Origin of the sequence: Intestinimonas massiliensis (ex Afouda et al. 2020), from assembly GCF_001244995.1 — a bacterium.
GTDB classification, from domain to species: domain Bacteria; phylum Bacillota; class Clostridia; order Oscillospirales; family Oscillospiraceae; genus Intestinimonas; species Intestinimonas massiliensis.
This window is the reverse complement of sequence record NZ_LN869529.1, coordinates 188,379-210,500: the sequence shown is the minus strand read 5'-3', so window position 1 is coordinate 210,500 and position 22,122 is coordinate 188,379. Positions and strand designations below refer to the sequence as shown.

Here is a 22,122-nt window from a genome sequence, read left to right as displayed (position 1 = left end):
AGAGTGTTTCCGAATCGGCGTCCGGCCCCGGCACAGGCCGGGACCTACGCCATTCTATGTCCTCAGTCCAGCACGCGGAACAGCGACTGCGGTTCCAGAGCGCCCAGCCGTTCCAGCACCTCAGCTCCGGTCATGACGGGCGTCAGGAAGGCAACCTCTTCCGCCGGAGCGCCGGAACGGGACAGCAGGGCCACTCCGGGGAACCCGGCCCGGACCGCATCCACGCGTCCCTTGGCCCGGACATACCAGGCGGTCTCCAGGCGCTCGGGAGAGACGGTCACGTCCTCTCCGCCGGGGCCCCACTCCACCCGCTTCCGGGATTTGATGTGGCGGGCGGCGTCCATCACGTCGGCCACCACGGCGGAGGCGGTGGGCAGCTTGCCAGCCCCCCGGCCATAGAACATCACGTCGCCGATGGCGTCGCCCTTGACGGTGATGGCGTTGAACACGTCCTCCACGCCGGACAGCGGATTCTCCCCGTCCAGCAGGTGGGGGGCCACATAGGCGCAGATCCTGCCGTCGTCCTGACGGATGGCCCGGCCCAGCAGCTTGATCTTTTTGTTGCAGGACTCGGCGTAGGCCACGTCAGCCAGGGTCACCCCGGTGATCCCCTCGGTGGGCACCTGGCGGGGGTAAATGTGGCGGCCGAAGGCGATGGCGGCCAGAATGCAGATCTTCCGGCAGGCGTCGTGGCCCTCCACGTCGGCGGTGGGGTCGGCCTCGGCATAGCCGTTGGCCTGGGCCTCACGAAGCGCGGCGTCAAAGGACAGGCCCGCCCGGATCATCCGGGTGAGAATATAGTTGGTGGTGCCGTTGAGGATACCGCAGACCTCGGTGAGCTCGTTGGCGGCCAGGCACTGACTCAGGGGCCGGAGAATGGGGATGCCGCCGCCCACGCTGGCCTCGAACAGGTAGCTGGCCCCCTTCCGGGCTGCGAGCTGGAGCAGCTCGCAGCCGTGCTCGGCCACCAGCTCCTTGTTGGAGGATACCACGCTCTTGCCCGCGCTCAGGGCCCGCCGGGTAAAGTCCAGCGCCACGCCCGCGCCGCCGATGGTCTCCACCACGATATCCACCTCGGGGTCGTTCTCGATGGTAGCGAAGTCGTGGATGATCTTATCGCCGAAAGGGCTGTCAGGGAAATCCCGCACATCCAGGATATATTTCAGCCGCACCGGGGTCTCCACCTTCTGGTCGATGTGGGCGCTGTTTTTGGCCAGCACCTCCGCCACACCGGAGCCCACGGTTCCAAACCCCAGGATCGCTATGCTCACCATTTGTTTCACCTCGTCGTGTGTATTATTGTCCCGCCAGGATCTCGCACCGCAGGACTCCCGTCAGCCGGGAAGTCCGGCTGACCAGCTCCTCCACCGGGATCTCCAGCCCGGAGGTCTCCGCGCCGATGGTCACCAGGGCGCAGCCGCTGATGGGGATGCCCTGGTTGATGGTGAGAATATTCCCGCCGGAGACGGCAAAGCTATTCAGGACTGCCGACAGCACGCCCGGCTCGTCCCGCAGCATGAACTGGAAGGTGACGATCCGGCCGTGGAGCATGTCGTTGAAGGGCCGCACCGCATCCTTGTATTTGTAGAAGGCACTGCGGCTGATGCCGGTCATCACCGTAGCCTGGTGGACGGTCTTGGCCTCGCCGGTATCCAGCAGGCGTTTGGCCTCGGCTACCTTGCGGAAAATCTCCGGCAGGGCCTCCGCCTCCACAATAAAGTGCTTGGGCGGCATATGCATGGTTCCTACCCCCATTCTAAGCGGCGCGCACTGTCTTTGTTACAGAGCCATTTGTCCGCGTATTGGAACCCATTGTAGCACAGCCCGCCGCCGCACGCAACGAAAAAGCGACAGGAGATCCCACGATTTTTTCTCGTCTGCAGGGAAAAAAATCGTCATTTGGACCAAAAGGAGGCCACACCATGCCCGAAAACAAGCACCTGCGCCTGCTGCTGGTCCTGCTTTACATCGCCCTGGGGACCCTGGGGCTGTGGCTGACGGCCCGGTTTCTCGTACCCTGGCTGCTCCCCTTCCTGATCGCCTGGGCCCTGGCCGCCCTGCTGGAGCCGCCGGTACGCCTGTGCATGGATGTGCTCCATCTGCCCCGCTGGGCCGCCGCCGCCCTGTGCACCCTGCTGCTGACCGCCCTCATCCTGGGGCTGCTCTTTCTGGGAGCCTGGCGGGTGGGCTATGAGGTGGCCGTCCTCCTGCGGCGGCTTCCCGTGCTTCTGTCCGGTCTGCCCGCCCTGTCGGACTGGCTGGAGAAGGCGGTCTATCGGCTGGTGGTGGCCGCCCCGGTCTCCCTTCAGGATTGGCTGCGACAGGCGCTGGAGGGGCTGGTCTCACAAGGCGTGGGCCTCCCCAGCCAGTTTTACGACTGGCTGCTGGCCGCCGTGACCGGGGCGGCCTCCGCCCTGCCCAATCTGGCTCTTTTCCTCTTCACTGCCGTCCTGGCCACCTACTTCACCAGTGCCCGCCGCCCCGCCCTGCTGGTCTTTCTCCGGCGGCAGGTGCCCCGCCCCTGGCTGGCCCGGTTCCGGGGCGCGGGCCGCCGGCTGAAATCGACCTTGGGCGGCTGGCTCCGGGCCCAGGGCCTTCTGATGCTCATCACCTTCGGTCAACTGGCCGCCGGCCTGCTCCTGCTCCGGGTGGACCTGGCCCTGCTGCTGGCCGCCGCCATCGCCCTGGTGGACGCTCTGCCCATATTCGGCACGGGTACCGTCCTGATCCCCTGGGCGGTGCTGGAGCTGCTGGCCGGAAATCTCCGCCTGGCCCTGGGGCTGCTGGCTCTCTATCTGGTGGTGTGGCTGGTGCGCAGCCTGCTGGAGCCCAGGCTGCTGGGAGCCCGGGCGGGACTGCCCCCTCTGCCCGCTCTCATGGCCATGTATGTGGGGTTCCGGGCCTTCGGCGTGGCGGGCATGGTCCTCGCCCCCCTGGTCCTTCTGCTCCTTAAAGAGCTCCACGACGCGGGATTTCTCCGTCTCTGGCGGGATTAGCCCTTGCAAATATCGTCACGATACGCTATGATGGTCTACGCCATTCCGATTCCGTTCAGATTACGCACAAAGGATGTGGAGTCTTGAAGATCATCATCGTCGGCGACGGTAAGGTGGGCTTCACCTTGGCCGAGCATCTCTCCCGGGAAGAGCATGACGTCACCATCATTGATACCAGCGACAATGCGCTGCAAAAGGCCTCCGACACGCTGGACGTCATGTGCATCAAAGGCAACGGCGCCTCCCTGACCGCCCTGAAGGAGGCCGGCGCGGATACCGCCGACCTGCTCATCGCCGTCACCAACCTGGACGAGGTGAATATGGTCTGCTGCCTCACTGGCAAGCGTCTGGGGGCCAAATACACCATCGCCCGGGTCCGCAATTTTGAGTACACGGCCGCCCAGGGAATGCTGAAAATGGGCATGGGCATCGACCTGCTCATCAATCCGGAGAACGACACCGCCGTGGAAATCTCCCGTATCCTGCGCTTCCCCTCGGCGGCCAACATCGAGACCTTCTACCGCGGGCGGGTGGAGCTGATGAGCTTCCGGGCCCGGGAGGAGGACTTTTTCATTGGCCAGCCCCTTTCAGCCCTGTCTCGAAAGGTGCGGGACCTGCCTATTCTATTCTGCGCCGCCGAGCGGAACGAGGAGGTCCTGATCCCCGACGGCTCTTTCGTGCCCCAGGTGGGGGACAAGCTCTATCTGATCGGGGCGCCGCTGGGCCTGCACGGCTTTTTTGAGCTGATGGGCCGGTACGCCCCCAAGATCCGCAATGTCTTTGTGGTGGGCGGCGGACGCATCACCTTCTATTTGGCCGCCCTGATGGAGCGGATGAACATGAAGGTGACCATCGTGGAGCGGAAGGAAGAGCGCTGCCGCCAGCTCTCCGAGCTGCTCCCCCACACCCTCGTCATCAACGGCGACGGCACCGACCAGGAGCTGCTGGAGTCGGAGAACATGGCGGCCAACGACGCCTTCGTGGCCCTCACCGACCGGGACGAGGACAACCTGATCATCTCTCTTTACGCCCTGCAGAAGGGGCTGAAAAAGGTGGTGGCCAAGTGCAACCGCCAGAACTACACCGGCATCGTCCAGCACCTGGGGCTGGACAGCGTCATCTCCCCCAAGCTCATCACCGCCGGGCACATCCTTCAGGTGGTCCGGGGGATGCAGAACTCCAAGGGCAGCGTGATGAACGCCCTGTACCGCATCGCCGAGGGCGGGGCGGAGGCCGCCGAGTTTGCCGTCAACGGCACCACCCGGCACCTGCACACCCCCCTGAAGGACCTGCGGCTGAAGCGCGGAGTCCTCATCGCCGTCATCATCCACCAGGGCCAGGTCATCATCCCCGTGGGCTCCTCGGTCATCAGCTCCGGCGACACGGTCATCATCATCTCCCGGGGCATGGGCATTTTGGATGTCAACGACATCTACGATGAAAGCGGCATGGAGGCGGACGGCTGACCATGAATTTCAAGCTGGTTTTTCGGGTGTCTGGTAAGGTGCTGCTGGTGGAGGCCGCCTGTATGCTTCTTCCGTTGGCGGTAGCCCTGCTCTACGGTGACGATCCCCGCCCCCTGCTCCTCTCCGCTGTGGTCACCGCGGCCGTGGGCGGGCTTTTGTCCCTGCTGCGGGCCAAGACCGACTTCTTTGCCCGGGAGGGCTTTTTCACCGCCGGGCTCATCTGGGTTCTGATCGGCGTATTCGGCGCCCTGCCCTTCCGCATCTTCGGGCTGCTGTATCCCGAAACGGGGGCCTTTCCCACCTACATCGACGCCCTGTTTGAATCGCTGTCCGGCTTCACCACCACCGGCGCCTCCATCCTCACCGCCATTGAAGGTCTGCCCTACGGACTGCTGTTCTGGCGCTCCTTTACCCACTGGCTGGGCGGCATGGGCGTACTGATTCTCACCATTGCCCTGCTCCCCTCCCTGGGAGCCCGCACCCTGCACCTGATGAAGGCCGAGTCCCCCGGCCCCATTGTCTCCAAGCTGGTGCCCAAATCTTCCGAGTCTTCCAAGATCCTCTACGGCATCTATTTTGCCCTCACCGTTCTGGAGGTGATCGCACTCAAGCTGACGGGGATGCCCCTGTACGACTGCGTGGTCAACTCCTTCGCTACCGCCGGCACCGGCGGTTTTGCCATTCTGAATCTCTCCATCGGCGGCTACCACAGCCCGGCCGTCGAGATCATCATCGGTGTGTTCATGCTGCTGTTTTCGGTGAACTTTGCCCTGTATTTCCTGATCCTACAGGGCAAATGGAAACAGGCCCTGGACAGCGACGAGCTGCGGTTTTTCGGCGCGGTTGTGAGCCTTTCGGTTGTCCTCATCACCTTTAACATCGCCGGCCAGTACGGCTCGCCCCTTACCGCTCTGCGTCACGCCTTCTTCCAGGTGGCCTCCATCATCTCCACCACCGGCTTTTCCAGCGTGGACTTCAACCTGTGGCCGGAGTTCTCCCGGGTGCTGCTGGTCATCCTCATGTTCTGCGGCGCCTGCGCCGGGTCCACCGGCGGCGGGGTCAAATGCTCCCGGGTGCTGCTGCTGCTCAAAAACGTCCGCCGGGAGATCCGCCAGATCATCCACCCCCGCTCGGTCAACGTGGTCAAGCTGGACGGACGTGTGGTGGAGGAAAAGGTCCTGCACACCGTCACCATCTTCCTGGGCGCCTATATGCTCATCATTTTCGCCGCCTGCCTGGTGGTGGCCCTGGACAACTTCTCTTTCGGTACCACCTTTACCGCCGTGGTGGCCTGCATCAGCAACATCGGCCCCGGCCTGGAGGCGGTTGGCCCCATGGGTAACTTTGCCCTGTTCTCGCCTCTGAGCAAACTGGCTCTCACCGCCTGTATGGTCATCGGCCGGCTGGAGGTCTTCCCCATCCTTATCCTGTGCAGCACGGCCGCCTGGCGGCGGGTGTAATCGCTTCCTTTCTCGCCCCGGACGGGAGCGGGCTTTGCCCGCCCCGTCCTTTTTTGTTGTTTTCCCTGGCGAACACAAAAATTTTTCACAAAATTTTTTGGCATTCCTCTTTTTTGCATTTACGGTCTTCTGCCGCTCGTAAGGGGGCAAACTTTTTATTTGAATCTCTTTCGCTTTCGAACTTTCTATGTTTTTGAGGCCGCCTGGTAACAATGCACGGAAAGCTGCATTTTGTACTTTTTATTTTCGTTTGAATTGTAAAATCGGTCATATTGGCCGGAAACGGGACCGTGCCGCCTTGCAAAAAGAATTGGTTATGATAGAATATTTAACAAGGAGTTCTCCCCCTGGCAGAGGGGGAGAACAAGCAAAGGAGTGGAGATTTTGAACTTTGAACATTTCTTTTGGGTGGGGCTGGTCGGAGCGGTCGTTGCTCTGATCTTTGCCTGGGTCCAGCGGAAGAACGTCCTCAAATTTTCTGAGGGCACCGACCTGATGCAAAAGATCGCGGCCTCGATCCGTGAGGGCGCCAACGCCTACCTCAAGCGGCAGTACAGCACCGTAGCCAAGGTATTTCTGGTGGTCTTTGTGCTCCTGCTGGTCATTGCCTTCGCCTCTAACGGAGAGATGCTCTCCAAATTTACCCCCTTCGCCTTCGTCACCGGCGGTATCTGGTCCATGCTGGCCGGCTTCATCGGCATGAAGATTGCCACCCAGTCCAACGCCCGGACCGCCCAGGCCGCCTCTGAGAGCCTGAACCGCGGGCTGCGGGTGGCCTTCTCCTCCGGCTCGGTCATGGGCTTCACCGTGGTGGGCCTAGGCCTGCTGGACATCTCTATCTGGTTCTTCCTTCTTCACTATGCCTTTGGCATCACCGATCCCAACACCCTGGCCAACATCATGGTCATGAACGGCATGGGCGCCTCCTTCATGGCGCTGTTCGCCCGGGTGGGCGGCGGCATCTATACCAAGGCCGCCGACGTGGGCGCCGATCTGGTGGGCAAGGTGGAGGCCGGCATCCCTGAGGATGACCCCCGCAACCCCGCCACCATTGCCGACAACGTGGGCGACAACGTAGGCGACGTGGCCGGCATGGGCGCCGACCTGTATGAGTCCTATGTGGGTTCCATTCTGGCCACCTTCGCACTGTCCGCCGTGGCCGGCTACGGCTACGCCGGTATGATCCTGCCCATGGTCATCGCCGTGGCCGGTATCGTGTGCTCCATCATCGGCTCCTTCTTCGTCAAGACCAAGGAGGACGCCGACCAGAAGTCCCTATTGAAGAGCCTGCGCACCGGTACCTATCTGGCCGCCATTCTTTCCGCCATCGCCGCCGCCCCCCTCACCTACTTTACCGTGGGCAACTGGGGCGTATATGTGGCCATTCTGGCCGGCCTGGTGGGCGGCTGCGCCATCGGCTACTTCACCGAGTACTACACCTCCGACACCTATAAGCCCACGCAGAAGCTGGCCGCCTCCTCCGAGACCGGCTCCGCCACCGTCATCATCGGCGGCATCTCCCTGGGCCTGAAGTCCACCGTGGCTTCCATCCTCATCGTGGCGGCCGCCGTGCTCATCAGCTACTTTGCCGCCGGCGGCTCCCTGAATGTAGTGGACGAAAGCGGCCTGTTCACCGCCGCCTTCAACCAGGGCCTCTACGGTATCGGCATCGCCGGCGTGGGTATGCTGTCCACCCTGGGCATCACCCTGGCCACCGACGCCTACGGCCCCGTGGCCGACAACGCCGGCGGCATCGCTGAGATGTCCGGCCTGCCTGAGCAGGTCCGTGAGCGTACCGACGCCCTGGACTCTCTGGGCAACACCACCGCCGCCACCGGCAAGGGCTTCGCCATCGGCTCCGCCTCCCTGACCGCTCTGGCCCTGCTGGTGTCTTATGTGGACATCGTCCAAACCAAGACCAGCGAGGTTCTGAACTTCACCCTGACCAGCCCCACCGTGCTGGTGGGCATGTTCATCGGCGCCATGCTGACCTTCGTGTTCTCCGCCTTCACCATGTCCGCGGTGCAGACCGCCGCCGAATCCATCGTGGTGGAGGTCCGCCGGCAGTTCCGCGAGATCGCCGGCATCATGGAGGGCAAGGCTGATCCCGACTATGCCGCCTGCGTCTCCCTGTGCACCAAGGGCGCCCTGCATGAGATGGTGGCTCCCGCCCTGCTGGCCATCATCGTCCCCATCGCCACCGGTCTGATCCTGGGCCCCACCGGCGTGGTGGGCCTGCTGGGCGGCGTGTCCGTCACCGGCTTTGCCATGGCTGTGTTTATGTCCAACGCCGGCGGCGCCTGGGACAACGCCAAGAAGTATATCGAGTCCGGCCACCATGGCGGCAAGGGCTCCGACTGCCACAAGGCCGCCGTCGTGGGCGACACTGTGGGCGACCCCTTCAAGGATACCTCCGGCCCCTCCCTGAACATTCTCATCAAGCTGTGCTCCACCGTCTCTATCGTATTCTCCGGCCTGGTGGTCAGCTTCAACCTGATGGGCATGCTGTAAGCCAAACCGCTTCGGCCCGGCCGTCCACTGGACGGCCGGGCCCTTCTGCTCTATCCGCTCTTATGCAGGATTTCTATAAGGGTCTTTCTTCCGCCTCTTGTCACGGTCCAAGCCTTTTGATATAATAACTTTATTCTGCTAAATCAAAACGGAGGGATTCCTATGATACGAATCACCAACTCTCCCGTAACCTATACAGGGGCGGGCTTTGCGCCCGCCGCCGGGAGCGAGGGCCGGGACAGAACCATGGCCTACTCCATCCTGAAGGCCCACAACACCGCCCCCGATATGGATCGTCTGAAGATCCGGTTTGACGCCATGGCCTCCCACGACATCACCTATGTGGGCATCATCCAGACCGCCCGCGCCTCTGGCATGACGGAATTCCCGGTGCCCTATGTGCTTACCAACTGCCACAACTCCCTGTGCGCCGTGGGCGGTACCATCAACGAGGATGACCACGTTTTTGGCCTGTCCGCCGCCAAAAAGTACGGTGGTGAGTTTGTTCCCGCCCACCAGGCCGTCATCCACTCCTACATGCGGGAGCGGTATGCCGCCCCCGGCCGGATGATCTTGGGTTCCGACTCCCACACCCGCTACGGCGCTTACGGCGCCATGGCCATCGGCGAGGGCGGCCCCGAGCTGGCCCGCCAGCTCCTGTGCAAGACCTACGACGTGGCCTATCCCAAGGTCATCGCCGTCTACCTCACCGGCGCCCCCCGCCCGGGCACCGGCCCTCAGGACGTGGCTCTGGCCCTGATCGGCGCCACCTTCCGGCAGGGCATCGTGAAAAACGCGGTGCTGGAATTCTTCGGCCCCGGCGTAGCCAGCCTAGCCATGGATTACCGCTCCGGCATTGATGTCATGACCACCGAGACCGCCTGCCTGTCCTCCGTGTGGTCCACCGACGACACGGTGCGGGAGCATCTGGACCTTCTGGGCCGCGGTGAGCAGTTCAAGGCTCAGGCCCCCGCCGCCGGCGCCCGCTACGACGCCCTCATCGAGATTGACCTGGGCACGGTGGAACCCATGATCGCCCTGCCCTTTCACCCCTCAAACGCCTTCACCATCCGGGAGTTCAAGGCCAACATGGCCGACCTGCTGCACCAGGTGGACGAGGACGCGGTCCGGCAGTTGGAGCTGAAGAATCCCCCCGCCTCTCTGACCAAGAAGATTGTGAACGGCCAGTTCCAGGTGGACCAGGGCGTCATCGCCGGCTGCTCCGGCGGCGTGTATCAGAATCTGGTCCGGGCAGCGGAGATCCTGGGCCGCCACCCCATCGGCTCCGGCGCATTCTGGCTGTCCTGTTACCCCGGCTCCATGCCCGTCATGCAGGAGCTGACCCGCAAGGGTTATATCAGCACGCTGATGGCCGCCGGCGCCTCCATTCGTTCCTGCTTCTGCGGCCCCTGCTTCGGCGCCGGAGACGTGCCCGCCAACGGGGCTTTCTCCATCCGGCATTCCACCCGCAACTTCCCCAACCGGGAGGGCTCCAAGCCCGGCGACGGCCAGGTGTCCTATGTGGCCCTGATGGACGCCCGCTCCATCGCCGCCACCGCCCTGAACGGCGGCGTGCTCACCGGGGCGGACGAGCTGCCGGAGCCCCCGGCGGACCCCGCCCGCGAACCCTATCAGTACGACGACAGCTCCTACCGCTCCCGCGTCTACTACGGCGTGGGCAAGCCCCAGAAGGACGCCGAGCTGGTGTTCGGTCCCAACATCGCCGACTGGCCGGAGCAGGTGCCCCTGCCGGAGGACCTGCTCCTCACCGTGGCGTGTGCCATCTATGACCCGGTGACCACCACGGACGAGCTCATCCCCTCCGGCGAGACCTCCTCTTACCGTTCCAACCCCATCCGTCTCAGTGAGTTTGCCCTGAGCCGGAAGGACCCCCAGTATGTGCCCCGGGCCAAGGCGGTCCTGGCCGAGGAGCGCAGACGCCGGGCGGGCGAGGTCCCCGACGCTCTGCTGGGTCACGACCCCAGGACCACTGGCCTGGGCTCTCTGGTCATGGCCCTGAAGCCCGGCGACGGCTCCGCCCGGGAGCAGGCCGCCTCCTGCCAGCGGGTGCTGGGCGGCTGCGCCAACATTGCCGAGGAGTATGCCACCAAGCGCTACCGCTCCAACGTGGTGAACTGGGGGATGCTGCCCTTCATCTGCGCTGGCCTGAAGGAGAAAAACCTCCAACCCGGCGACCGGGTCTATATTCCGGGTATCCGGGCCCTGCTGGAGGGCGACGGCGAGGAGGTGACGGCCACCCTGCTCCAGAACGGCGTGGAATCCCCTGTCACCCTGTGCCTGCCCGGCCTGACCCGCGAAGAGCGGGACATCATCCTGGCCGGCTGCCTCATCAACTTCTACGCAAAATGATGGAACGCGGAGCCTCCCGGATGATTTTTTCCGGGAGGCTCTGTCATAAAAAGGGTCCTTCCATCGTCTATCTGGATAGAAAGGGGGTTCCACCATGAAACGCATCTGTTCTCTTGCCTGCGCGCTGCTGCTCTGTCTGGCTCTGCTCCCGGTCCGCGCCTCCGCCGATATGGGGCCCAAGCCGGAGCTCACCATTTTGGTGAAAAACGCTCCGGACGGGCTCTACTACCTGGATCTGCTCATCCCGGAGGAGACGCGGGGCAGCTATGACAACCTGCATGGCAAGCCCTACGACCAGGCCCTGCTGGCCGGGCTTCATGTCTGGGAGGGGGAGGGCTGGTATCCGGCCTTCGCCGGCGGCACCCGGGCCCCGCTTTTCGGAGACCTGACTCCCGATGCAAACGGCGCCCACCGCTTCACCTACCACGGCCTGCCAAAGACCTTCCGCATCGCCGTCTCCACGGCGGAGGGCTCCCAGGCCACAGAGGAGTCCTTCACCCGCACCGCTTTTTATACCAATCTGGTCTATGACTGCCAGACCAACTCTGTCACCCGGGCCACCTCCGGCTGGCTGGCCAGATTAATCCAGCTCCTGGCCACCCTGATCCCCACCCTGATTGTGGAGGGGATCGTCCTCCTCCTCTTCGGCTTCCGGCTGCGGGAGAATGCCCTGGTGTTCCTGCTGGTCAACCTGGCCACGCAGCTCGGGCTCCACCTGGTGATCGGCAGCGGATTCGTCACGCTTGCCAGCTCCTTCCCCTTCTATCTGCTGGTCCTGCTCCCGGCGGAGGCCGTCATCTTCGCGGTGGAGGCCGTAGCCTACGCCTTCCTGCTCAAGGGAGGGCATACCCGGGGCCGGCGGATACTCTATGCCCTGGCTGCCAACGCTGCCAGCTTTGCGGCGGGTTTCTTCTCCCTCCAGCCCGTCCTCTCCCTACTGAAACAGCTCTGACCTTTGGAAACCGGAGCGGCCAATGCCGCTCCGGTTTTATTTACAAATCGGTACAGACAGGGTATAATAAAATATTGACGATCCATACCAACGATTTTCCGGTTATGAGGTGTTCGCTTGAAAAAATCTCTGTCTTCCATTCTCCTGGCCGCGCTGCTCCTGCTCACCGCCTGCGGCGGGGGGCAACCGGCCTCCCCCGCCCCCACGGAGGGCGGCACTTTGCGGGTCCTGTGCACCACCTATCCCGTCTATCTGTTTACCACCGCCGTCACCAAGGGGGTGGATGGGGTACAGGTGGACCTGCTGGTTCAGGGGCAGATTTCCTGCCTCCACGACTACACCCTCACCGTCAACGATATGAAGGCCATCGAGGCCGCCGACGTCATCGTCATGAATGGCGTAGGGCTGGAGGACTTCATGTCCGACGCCCTGTCCCAATCCGCCGCCTCAGTCATCGACTGCGCCCAGGGTCTTGAACTGCTTCCCTACGAGGGTCACGAAGAACATGACCACGGAGCCGGCGAGGAGGAAGGGGAGCACTATGACCCCCACATCTGGATGGCCCCCGGGAATGCGGAACGGATGCTTCAAACGATCGCAGAGGCGCTGGCCGTTGTCGATCCAAGCCATCTGGATCCATATCGCTCCAACAGCGGTACCGCCGTAAAGGAGATTCAGAGCGGCATCCAGCCGGACGGGGATGCGCTGGCCGCCCTTCCGGGTCTCATCACCTTCCACGACGGGTTCCAGTACTTCGCCCAGGCGTTTGGTCTGGAGCTGCTCAAGGCCATCGAAGAGGAGGAGGGCTCCGAGGCGTCCGCCGCCGAGATCCGGGAAATCGTCTCTCTGGTGGAGGAGCACCATATCCCCGCCATCTTCACTGAGAAAAACGGCTCCGACGCCACCGCCCGGGCCATCGCCCGGGAGACTGGCTGCGCCGTCGATACGCTCGACATGATCATGAGCGGCGACGGCGACGGCATCCAGCCCTATATCGACGCTATGAACGCCAATCTCGGCACCATTCTGGAGGCTCTGCAATGAGCGTCAAAAAGCACGAAAACGCCGGCTCCGGCTGCTCGGGGGCCTGCTGCCTGAAGGTGGCGGACCTGTCCGTCTCGCTGGGGGAGCAGACCATTCTGGAGCATGTCAGCTTCCACCTCCACTGCGGGGAGATCACCGCCCTCATCGGCCCCAACGGAGCGGGCAAGTCCACCCTCTTCCGTACCATTCTGGGCCAGCTCCCCCACGCGGGGACCATCGACTTCCAGCAGGCGGGCGGGCGGCGGACCCGGCCCCTCATCGGCTATGTGCCCCAATCCCCCTCCTTTGACCGGGGGGACCCGGTGAGCGTGCTGGACCTGTTCGTCTCCGCCATCGACGCCTGGCCGGTGTTCCTGCCGGCGCCGAAAAAGGTCCGTGCCCGGGTGGCGGCCTGCCTGGAGCGGGTTCACGCCGAAAGCCTCATCGACAAGCGCATCGGCTCCCTGTCCGGTGGCGAGCTCCAGCGGGTGCTGCTGGCGATGGCCCTGGAGCCGGTGCCCCACATTCTGATTTTGGACGAGCCACTGTCCGGTGTGGACATCGAGGGGGAAAAGCAGCTTCTGGACATGCTGGACGAGGTGCGGCGGTCTTACGACCTGTCCATCCTCCTGTCCACCCACGACTTTGCCACCCTGGAGGAATATGCCGACAAGGTCATCCTGCTCCAGAGCGGAGTGCTGAAGGCGGGCACGCCGGCGGAGGTCCTCTCCTCCCCGGAATTCCAGGAGGTCTTCCACCTCTCGCTGGGAAGGGGGCGGGGCTGATATGGCGCTGTGGTACTCCCTGGTGGACCTGCTGCCCTTCGACTGGGCCCAGCCCGGAAGCATGTTCTTTATGAAGAACGCCCTGCTGGCGGTGCTGGTCATCTCCCCCCTGTTCGGCCTACTGTCCACCATGGTGGTGGAAAGCCGCATGTCCTTCTTCTCCGACGCGCTGGGCCACTCCGCCTTTACCGGCATCGCCATCGGCACTCTGCTGGGCGCGTCGGTGAAGCTCTTTGCCGGCGCCGATCCCATGTGGTTCGCCGTGCTGTTCGCGGTGGTCTTTGCCCTGCTGTTCACCTTTGTCCGGCGGCGGACCGCCCTGGCCAGCGACACCGTCATCGGCGTCTTCTCCTCTACCGCCGTGGCCCTGGGCATCTTCATCGCCACCCTGGGCGGCGGCAGCTTCACCAAGTACAACGCCCTGCTCATCGGCGATATCCTCAGCGTGGAGCCCGCCAAAATTGGCCTGCTGGCCCTCATCCTGCTGGTCCTGGTTCTGCTGTGGGCTCTGTCCTTCAACCAGCTCCTGCTCGCCTCGGTCCACCCCGCTCTAGCCGACAGCCGCGGCATCCGGGTATTCTGGCAGGAGGCCCTCTTCTCCGCCGCCATTGCCGTGGTGGTCACCGTATCCATGACCTGGGTGGGACTGCTGGTCATCAACTCCCTGCTGGTACTCCCCGGCGCCGCCGCCCGCAACGTGGCCCGGAACATGAAGGAGTACCATCTGTTCTCCATCCTCTCCGCTGTGATCGCAGGCGTGGCCGGACTGATGACCTCCTACTACATCGGTTCCTCCGCCGGCGCTTCCATCACGCTGTACCTGGCCCTGTTTTTCGCCTGCACCTTCGCCCTGCGCAAAAAACGCCTATAAGGAGAAAAAGGAGGTATCCTCTATGGCTGTTCTGCTCTTTCAGGGGCACGCCAGTTGCCGCGTCGTCACCCGGTCCGGCATGGTAATCTACCTTGACCCTGCCGTTGGGGAAGGCTACGACCTGCCCGCCGATCTGGTGCTCATCACCCACGAGCACGGCGACCACAACGACCTCTCCCGGGTCACCCAGAAGGCCGGCTGCCGGGTCATCCGGGCCGGCCAGGCCCTCACCGGCGGCGTCTACCGCACCTTTCAGGTGGGGGACGTGCGGGTAGAGGCTGTCCCCGCCGGGAACCGGAACCACCCCATGGACGCCTGCGTGGGCTATCTCCTCACCGCCGACGGCAGGACCCTCTACCACGCCGGGGACACCTCCTGGGTGGACGCCATGGCCGGCCTGGCCGGCCGACGCCTGGACTGGGCCCTGCTGCCCATCGACGGTATTTACAACATGGACGCCGCCGAGGCCAGCCGCTGCGCCTGGACCGTGGCCGCCCGGCACTCCGTGCCCATCCACACCGACCCCAGCTATCACTACAACCGCGCTCTGGCCGAGGGCTTCGATGGCCCGGGCCGGCTGCTGCTGGAGCACGGGGAGAGCACAGAGCTGTAATCCACCAGACAAGGAAAGGAGGCGGCCGGTATGGGCGCCTATCTGCTGGCCCTGGACCAAGGCACCACCAGCTCCCGGGCCATTCTCTTTGACCGGGAGCAGAACATCGTGGGCGTGGCCCAAAAGGAATTTACCCAGTTCTATCCTCAGGAAGGCTGGGTGGAGCACGACCCCATGGAGATCTGGTCCTCCCAGTACGGCGTGATGATGGAGGTCATCGCCCAGACAGGGGTCACCCCCGCCCAAATCGCCGCCATCGGCATCACCAATCAGCGGGAGACCACCATCCTGTGGGAAAAGGACACCGGGCGGCCCATCTGCAACGCCATCGTGTGGCAGTGCCGCCGCACCGCCCCCATCGTGGACAGACTGCTCGCCGACGGTCTCGGGGATCACATCAGGCAGACCACCGGCCTGGTGCCCGATGCCTATTTCTCCGCCACCAAGATCCGATGGATGCTGGATCATGTGGAGGGCGCGCAGGAGCGGGCCCGCCGCGGAGAGATCCTCTTCGGCACGGTGGACACCTGGCTGCTGTGGAAGCTGACCGGCGGGGCCGTCCACGTCACCGACTACACCAATGCCTCCCGCACCATGCTCTACGACATCCATAAGCTGTGCTGGGACGACACCCTGCTCGCCGCCCTGGACATCCCCCGGGCCATCTTGCCGGAGGTGCGGGATTCCAGCGCGGTGTATGGCTACGCTGAATTTGCCGGGGCGCAGGTGCCCATCGCCGGCATCGCCGGCGACCAGCAGGCCGCCCTCTTCGGGCAGACCTGCTTCCGCCCCGGCCAGGCCAAGAATACCTACGGCACCGGCTGCTTCCTGCTGATGAACACCGGCGCCATCCCCTGTGTCAGTCAGAACGGCCTCATCACCACCATCGCCGTGGGCCTGGGCGGGAAGGTGCAGTATGCCCTGGAGGGCTCGGTCTTTGTGGGAGGCGCGGTCATCCAGTGGGTCCGGGATGAGATGCGCTTTCTCACCGAGAGCCGGGACGCGGAATATTACGCGCAAAAGGTCCCCGATACCGGGGGCGTGTATCTGGTGCCCGCCTTCACCGGCCTGGGAGCCCCCTACTGGGACATGTACGCCCGAGGCTGCATCGTGGGCCTGACCCGGGGCACCCGGCGGGAGCACATCATCCGGGCGGCTCAGGAGTCCATCGCCTATCAGGTCTGTGACCTGGCCACCGCCATGGAGAAGGACACCGGCATTCCGCTGGACCAGCTCCGGGCCGACGGCGGGGCCAGCCGGGACGGCTTTCTGCTGCAGTTCCAGGCCGATATCCTGGACCGGCAGGTCCGGCGTCCGGTGATCCGGGAGACCACCGCTCTGGGCGCGGCCTATCTGGCCGGGCTGGCCGTGGGGGTGTGGAAGGACCAGGACGAGATCGAGGGACTCTGGAAGTGCGATGTGACCTTCGATCCGGATATGGCCCCTCAGCGGCGGGAAACACTGCTGTCCGACTGGCACAGGGCCGTGGACCGCAGCCGCGGCTGGGCCAGATGACGCGAAAGGACGGGTTAAGGCGGTATTGGGTCACCTTATAAACATACGGGGCCGTCCCAATGGGACGGCCCCGTATCCTTTATGAGCTCTTTTTCTCCATCTCCGCCGCGGCCAGCTCCACGGCCCGCCGCAGGTATTCCTCCAGCTTCATCTCCTCGGTCCCGGCAATCCGGGTTCCGCAGGCGTTGGAGGGGATCAGAATCTTGACCCCCTCCGCCCCGGACACGGCGGAGGCCACCGCCGGCGGCACCTCGCCCATGAGACCGTTGGCCAGGATCACGCCGATGGGGCCCAGAATGATGTCCGCCCGGACCGCATTGACGGCGATGGCGTTCTCTCCGGTGGCGCCACGGCCAGCCCCCGCTTTGAGCATGGCGTTGGTGGCCAGCACGTTGGTGCCCGCCGCCAGCAGCTCCCACCCCGGCAGGAGCCGGGGCTTGAGCAGGGCCACCAGACGGCTTCCGATGCCGCCGCCCTGCCCGTCGATGACTAAAATGCGCATCTCTCGTTCCCTCCACTCAGGTCTGGTCGTCCATCACGGCCTGGAAGCCGTCGGTACAGTGTTCGGTTCCGTCCGGCTCCACCCAGAAAGCCTCCACCCCCTCCAGGGATTCCGCCAGCTCCTTTCCCGCCTCATAGGGCAGGTTGAACAGGGCGGTGGACAGCGCATCCGCCTTCCCCGAGTCGTCCGCCAGTACTGTGACGGAGGCAAAATAGTCCGCCGGCATCAGGGTGTCCGGGTCAATAATATGGTGGTAGTCTCTGCCGTTCACGGTGTAATAGCGCTGGTAGCTGCCGCTGGTCACCAGGTTCTGGCCGGCGATGCGCAGAGTGTGGAGGTAGCCGCCCTCCCCCGGGAAGGGGTTCTCCACCCCCACCGGCCAGGGATCGTCCGCCCCCAGGCGGCTGCCGATGGCGCACACGTTGCCCCCCACGCTGAGGAGCAGGGATTCTACCCCCCGCGCCCGGGCGCTGTCGCAGACCCGCTGGGCGGCATAGCCCTTGGCGATGGCCCCCACGTCCAGGCTCATGGCCGGGTCGGCCAGATAGACGGTGGAGCGCTCCTCGTCAATGACCACAGCTTCCGGGTCCGTGTGCTCCGCCGCCGCCCGCAGCGCCTCCATGGGGGGCAGCGCGGCCCGCTCCGGGTCCAGAATGCCCGCCTCCCGGTAGTCGTGCCAGATGGACAGCACGCTGCCGAAGGCCACGTTGACCTTGCCGCCGGTGACGCCGTACATCTCCCGGGCCTCCAGCAGCAGGTCGATGATCCGCCGGTCCACCTCCACCGGGGCCTCTCCCGCCCGGTCGTTCACCGTCTTGAGGTTGTTGAGGCCGGGGTAGTCGTTGTAGATGTCGTAGAGCCGGTGATAGTCCAACAGCTCGGCGTGAATGCGTCCGGCCTCCGCGCTGAAGTCCTCCCCGGTCCCGCCGTAGGCCACCAGGGTGGTGACCGTGTCAAAGACGTCCAGATAGGTGAGCTCGTGGCGCTCCGGCGTCTGGCTCCGGGGTGTGCAGGCGGTCAGCGCCAGCAGCAGCGCGGCGCACAGGGCCGCCAGCAATCGTCTCATGGGATTCCTCCTAAAATTTCACCAGCAGAAGTAGGGTCCCGGCGGTGAGCAGAGCCAGCCCCACGCCTGCCCGGCGGCTGAGGCGCTCCTTCAGCAGCAGAGCGGAAAAGGCCACCGTGACCAGGATGCTCAGCTTGTCGATGGGGACCACCACGCTGGCCAGTCCATCCTGGAGGGCCCGGTAATAGAGCATCCAGGACAGTCCCGTGGCCAGGCCGGACAGGGCCAAAAAGATCCAGCTTCTGGCGTCAATGGCGGGGATCTGCCGCTGGAGGCCCTGTGCAAAGACGATCCCCCAGGCCATAGCCAGCACCACCAGGGTCCGGATGGCGGTACCCAGGTTGGACTCCACTCCCTGGATGCCCACCTTTCCCAAAATGGCGGTGAGGCTGGCAAACACGGCGGAGAGCACCGCCCAGACGAGCCAGCCCTTCCCCTCCGGCTCTGCCTTGGCGCTCTCCTGCCGCTGGAGCATCAGCAGGGTGCCGCCCAGGATGAGGCCCATTCCCAGCAGCATGTTGAGGGAGATACGCTCCCGCAGCAGCAGAAAGGCCAGAAGCATGGTGAGCACGGTGCTGGACTTGTCGATGGGCGCCACCTGGTTCACGCTGCCGAGCTGGAGGGCCCGGAAATAACAGATCCAGCTTGCCCCGGTGGCCAGGCCGGAGAGGACCAGGAAGAGCCAGCTCCCGGCCCGGATGTCTCCTATGGTGCCGCCGGAGCCCACGATGAGCACCATCAGCCAGGCAAACACCGCCACCACCACGGTGCGCAGGGCGGTGGCCAGGTGGGAGTTGACTCCCTTGATGCCGATCTTGGCCAGTACCGCCGTGATGCCGGCGAAGAGGGCAGAACCAAACGCATAAAGAACCCACATCGTTCCCGCTTCCTTTCGATTCTATTACTATACACCGCCGGCAGGGGCTTTGTCCACCCTATTCCCGCCGGGCAGGTATGCAAAAACGCGGCCCACGCGGGGGCCGCGTTCCGCTTTCCACTGGGGCGGGCGCCGTATACAGGCTCATTCCCGGTCCGCCGGAGCGCCGGGAAGCTGCACCTCTGGCATCAGCTCCCGACTCAGGACGGTCAATATCTCCTCGAGCTGGGCGCACTCGGCCGGGGAAAACCGCCGGACCACCCGGCCCATCACCGTCTGGATGTAGTCGTTGCTGATGTTATAGTAGTCCAAATACTTCTGGGTGGGCCGCAGATGGTACTCCCGCTTGTCGCTCTCCGAGCGCACCTTCACCACATAGCCCTTTTTGATTAGGCTGTTTACCTTATAGGCTGCGTTGGGCGAGGAGATCTTCATAAAGGAGGCAAACTCGTTTACCGTAGGTTCCCCCAGCGCCTGGATGGTCTCCATGGCAAAGGTCTCCACCGTGGTCAGGCTGGCCTCCCGCCTCTGGAAGCGCTCAAACGTCTCCAGATAGAAGTGCAGCTTGAATTTGGTATAGACCTCCGCGAATTTCTGCTCCAGCATGCGTCCCGCCTCCACGTCGATGATCCTGTGCGTTTTTCTTATTGTATCAGACGGCGGGGAGAACGGCAAGTCTCACTGGTCGGTCAGTACAAAGGTCAGCTCCGCCACCGCGGCCACCTGGCCGTCCACCGTGGCCCTGGCCGCGCCGATGCCCACTGGGCCCTTCCGCTTCACCATCGCGCACTCCAGCTCCAGCACGTCGCCGGGCGCCACCCGGCGCTTGAACCGGGCGTTTTTAATGCCGCCGAAAATGGCCAGCTTGCCCCTGTTCTCCGGCAGGGACAGGGCCGCCACCGCCCCCACCTGGGCCAGGGCCTCCAGGATGAGCACTCCCGGCATCACGTGCTTCTGGGGAAAATGGCCGCAGAAGAACGGTTCGTTCACCGACACGCACTTGATTCCCCTGGCCCACGCTCCGGGCTCGTAGTCCGTGATCCGGTCCACCAGGGCGAAGGGGTAGCGGTGGGGCAGCAGCGCGGCGATCTGATTGGAATCCAGCTCCATCTACCGTCCCTCCCATCTCTGAAACAGCAGGCTGGCGTTGTGGCCGCCGAAGCCCAGGGAGTTGGACAGGACGCAGCGCAGGTCGGCGTTCCGGCCCGTGTTGGGCACCACGTCCAGGTCGCACTCCGGGTCGGGCTCCCGGTAGTGGATGGTGGCCGGGAGATAGCCGTCCACCAGGGCCAGCGCGGAGAAAATGGCCTCCACCGCCCCGGCGGCCCCCAGCATATGGCCGGTCATGGACTTGGTCGAGCTCATAGCCAGCCGATAGGCCCAGTCCCCGAACACCGCCTTCACCGCCGCGGTCTCCCCCTTGTCGTTCAGGGGGGTAGAGGTGCCGTGGGCGTTGATGTAATCCACTTCCTCCGGCCGGATTCCTCCGTCGGCCAACGCCAGGGCCATGGCCGACGCCCCGCCGGAGCCGTCGGGGGCCGGGGCGGTCATGTGGTAGGCGTCGCAGGTAGCGCCGTAGCCCGCCACCTCGGCATGGATCCGGGCCCCCCGGGCCTTGGCGTGGTCATACTCCTCCAGAAGCAGAATGCCGGCCCCCTCTCCCAAAACAAAGCCGCTGCGCTCCCTGTCAAAGGGGATGGAGGCCCGGGCCGGGTCGTCCCCAGTGTGCAGGGCCTTCATGGAGGTAAAGCCGCCGACGGCCAGGGGGGTGACCACGCTCTCGGCCCCGCCACAGAGCATCACGTCGGCGTAGCCGTCCCGGATTTGCCGGAAGGCGTCGCCCACCGCGTTGGTGCCCCCGGCGCAGGCGGTGACCGGGCAGGTACACATGCCCTGAAAGCCGTGCCGGATGGCGATGAGCCCGGCGGCCATGTTGCAGATGGTCATGGGGATATAAAAGGGAGAGATTCGGTCGAAGCCCTTGGTCTGGCCCTTCACCAGCTCCTCCACCGTGATGGACAGCCCGCCGATGCCGCTGGAGACGATGACGCCGCAGCGCAGGGGGTCCTCCCGCTCCATGTCCAGCCCGCCGTCCGCTACGGCCTGCTGGGCCGACGCCACCGCAAGCTGGGCAAATCGGGCCATATGCTTGGCCTCCCGCCGGTCCATCCAGGCCGTGGGGTCGAAATCCTTTACCTCGGCGCACAGCTTGACCTTCTGGTTTTCCGCGTCATACTGGGTGATGGGGCCGATGCCGCACACCCCGTCCTTCACCGCCTGCCAGGTCTCGGCCACGGTGTGGCCCAGCGGGGTGACACACCCCAGTCCGGTGATGACGACCCGTCGTTTTTCCATCGAACCAACCTCCTTCATACGGCCATGCCCCCATCCACGCAGAGAACCTGGCCGGTGAGATAGCCCGCCTCCTCCGAGGCAAAAAAGGCCACGGCGGCGGCCACATCCGCCCCTGTGCCCAGCCGCTTCATGGGGATGGTGTCCAGCAGGGCGGTGCGGGCGGTCTCGGGCAGGACGGCGGTCATATCGGTGTCGATGAAGCCGGGAGCCACCGCGTTGACGGTGACGCCCCGGGTGGCCAGCTCCTTGGCCAGGGACTTGGTCAGGCCGATGAGTCCCGCCTTGCTGGCGGCGTAGTTGGACTGCCCCGCGTTGCCCCGCAGGCCCACCACTGAGCTGACGTTGACGACACGGCCGAAGCGCTGCTTTATCATGGTCCGGGCCGCCGTCTTACAGCACAGAAAGGCCCCCTTCAAATTGGTGGCGAGGACGGCGTCGAAGTCCTCCTCCTTCATCCGCATCACCAGATCGTCCCGGGTGATGCCAGCGTTGTTGACCAGGATGTCGATGCGGCCGAACTCTTTCACCACCCCGTCCAGCAGGGCTTTCACGGCGGCGGCGTCCGTCACGTCGGCCCGGACGCCCCGGGCGGGCCTGCCCTGGGCGGCGCAGGCGGCCTCCGTCTCCCGGGCAGCGGCGGTGTTGCCCGCGTAGCTGAACACCACTGCGGCGCCCTGTCGGGCCAGCTCCAGGCAGACCGCCCGGCCGATCCCCCGGCTGCCGCCGGTGACCACGGCGATTTTTCCTTCTAAACTCATGG

The 22,122-nt window shown here is 64.6% G+C and carries 20 protein-coding genes; 11 read left to right on the top strand and 9 right to left on the bottom strand.

The window, feature by feature from the left end:
* Nucleotides 1-62: 62 nt before the first annotated feature.
* Nucleotides 63-1,274, bottom strand: coding sequence for a homoserine dehydrogenase (locus tag BN2154_RS05160; protein ID WP_050617810.1), 1,212 nt, complete (start codon nt 1,272-1,274; stop codon nt 63-65).
* A gap of 22 nt (nt 1,275-1,296) precedes the next feature.
* Nucleotides 1,297-1,734: an ACT domain-containing protein gene (locus tag BN2154_RS05155; protein WP_238073525.1), complete on the bottom strand. Its 438-nt coding sequence runs from the start codon at nt 1,732-1,734 to the stop codon at nt 1,297-1,299.
* A 188-nt stretch (nt 1,735-1,922) separates the two neighbouring features.
* Between BN2154_RS05155 and ytvI the strand changes: the two genes are divergently transcribed.
* The 11 genes from ytvI to glpK all read left to right on the top strand — a co-directional run bounded on the left by ytvI (nt 1,923) and on the right by glpK (nt 16,562).
* A complete protein-coding gene (ytvI, locus tag BN2154_RS05150) occupies nt 1,923-2,996 on the top strand; it encodes a sporulation integral membrane protein YtvI (RefSeq protein WP_050617808.1) in 1,074 nt (357 codons plus the stop codon).
* A gap of 83 nt (nt 2,997-3,079) precedes the next feature.
* Nucleotides 3,080-4,462, top strand: coding sequence for a Trk system potassium transporter TrkA (gene trkA, locus BN2154_RS05145; protein WP_050617807.1), 1,383 nt, complete (start codon nt 3,080-3,082; stop codon nt 4,460-4,462).
* 2 nt (nt 4,463-4,464) lie between these two features.
* Nucleotides 4,465-5,922, top strand: coding sequence for a TrkH family potassium uptake protein (locus BN2154_RS05140; RefSeq protein WP_050617806.1), 1,458 nt, complete (start codon nt 4,465-4,467; stop codon nt 5,920-5,922).
* Between the two features lie 375 nt (nt 5,923-6,297).
* Nucleotides 6,298-8,433, top strand: coding sequence for a sodium-translocating pyrophosphatase (locus tag BN2154_RS05135; protein WP_094762370.1), 2,136 nt, complete (start codon nt 6,298-6,300; stop codon nt 8,431-8,433).
* Nucleotides 8,434-8,595: 162 nt separating this feature from the next.
* Nucleotides 8,596-10,803, top strand: a complete 2,208-nt coding sequence (locus BN2154_RS05130; RefSeq protein WP_050617805.1) for a hydratase — start codon at nt 8,596-8,598, stop codon at nt 10,801-10,803.
* 94 nt (nt 10,804-10,897) lie between these two features.
* Nucleotides 10,898-11,755 carry a hypothetical protein gene (locus BN2154_RS05125; RefSeq protein WP_050617804.1) on the top strand — a complete coding sequence of 286 codons (858 nt, stop codon included), beginning with the start codon at nt 10,898-10,900 and terminating at the stop codon, nt 11,753-11,755.
* Between the two features lie 117 nt (nt 11,756-11,872).
* Complete coding sequence (locus BN2154_RS05120) at nt 11,873-12,799, top strand: metal ABC transporter substrate-binding protein (protein WP_050617803.1); 927 nt, start codon at nt 11,873-11,875, stop codon at nt 12,797-12,799.
* On the top strand, nt 12,796-13,563 hold the full coding sequence (locus BN2154_RS05115) for a metal ABC transporter ATP-binding protein (protein ID WP_050617802.1): 768 nt from the start codon (nt 12,796-12,798) through the stop codon (nt 13,561-13,563). Before BN2154_RS05120 ends, BN2154_RS05115 begins: the two co-directional genes overlap by 4 nt.
* Nucleotide 13,564: 1 nt before the next feature.
* Entirely contained in the window at nt 13,565-14,434 is an 870-nt protein-coding gene (locus BN2154_RS05110; RefSeq protein WP_050617801.1) for a metal ABC transporter permease, read from the top strand.
* Between the two features lie 22 nt (nt 14,435-14,456).
* Nucleotides 14,457-15,047: an MBL fold metallo-hydrolase gene (locus BN2154_RS05105; protein ID WP_050617800.1), complete on the top strand. Its 591-nt coding sequence runs from the start codon at nt 14,457-14,459 to the stop codon at nt 15,045-15,047.
* Between the two features lie 30 nt (nt 15,048-15,077).
* Nucleotides 15,078-16,562 carry a glycerol kinase GlpK gene (gene glpK / locus BN2154_RS05100; protein ID WP_050617799.1) on the top strand — a complete coding sequence of 495 codons (1,485 nt, stop codon included), beginning with the start codon at nt 15,078-15,080 and terminating at the stop codon, nt 16,560-16,562.
* A 79-nt stretch (nt 16,563-16,641) separates the two neighbouring features.
* Here the strand turns inward: glpK and BN2154_RS05095 are convergent, their stop codons facing one another.
* From BN2154_RS05095 to fabG, 7 genes are all read right to left on the bottom strand, one after another.
* Nucleotides 16,642-17,064 (bottom strand): DUF3842 family protein, encoded by a 423-nt coding sequence (locus tag BN2154_RS05095; protein ID WP_050617798.1) that lies wholly within the window; start codon nt 17,062-17,064, stop codon nt 16,642-16,644.
* A 16-nt stretch (nt 17,065-17,080) separates the two neighbouring features.
* Entirely contained in the window at nt 17,081-18,130 is a 1,050-nt protein-coding gene (locus BN2154_RS05090) for an FAD:protein FMN transferase (protein ID WP_050617797.1), read from the bottom strand.
* 10 nt (nt 18,131-18,140) lie between these two features.
* Nucleotides 18,141-19,007 (bottom strand): EamA family transporter, encoded by an 867-nt coding sequence (locus BN2154_RS05085; protein ID WP_050617796.1) that lies wholly within the window; start codon nt 19,005-19,007, stop codon nt 18,141-18,143.
* 144 nt (nt 19,008-19,151) lie between these two features.
* Entirely contained in the window at nt 19,152-19,613 is a 462-nt protein-coding gene (locus tag BN2154_RS05080) for a MarR family winged helix-turn-helix transcriptional regulator (RefSeq protein WP_050617795.1), read from the bottom strand.
* Nucleotides 19,614-19,685: 72 nt separating this feature from the next.
* Nucleotides 19,686-20,117, bottom strand: a complete 432-nt coding sequence (fabZ, locus tag BN2154_RS05075) for a 3-hydroxyacyl-ACP dehydratase FabZ (protein WP_050617794.1) — start codon at nt 20,115-20,117, stop codon at nt 19,686-19,688.
* The gene (gene fabF, locus BN2154_RS05070) at nt 20,118-21,362 is read right to left on the bottom strand and encodes a beta-ketoacyl-ACP synthase II (RefSeq protein WP_050617793.1); all 1,245 of its coding nucleotides are present in this window, start codon (nt 21,360-21,362) and stop codon (nt 20,118-20,120) included.
* A 14-nt stretch (nt 21,363-21,376) separates the two neighbouring features.
* Nucleotides 21,377-22,120, bottom strand: a complete 744-nt coding sequence (fabG, locus tag BN2154_RS05065) for a 3-oxoacyl-[acyl-carrier-protein] reductase (RefSeq protein WP_050617792.1) — start codon at nt 22,118-22,120, stop codon at nt 21,377-21,379.
* Nucleotides 22,121-22,122: the final 2 nt, after the last annotated feature.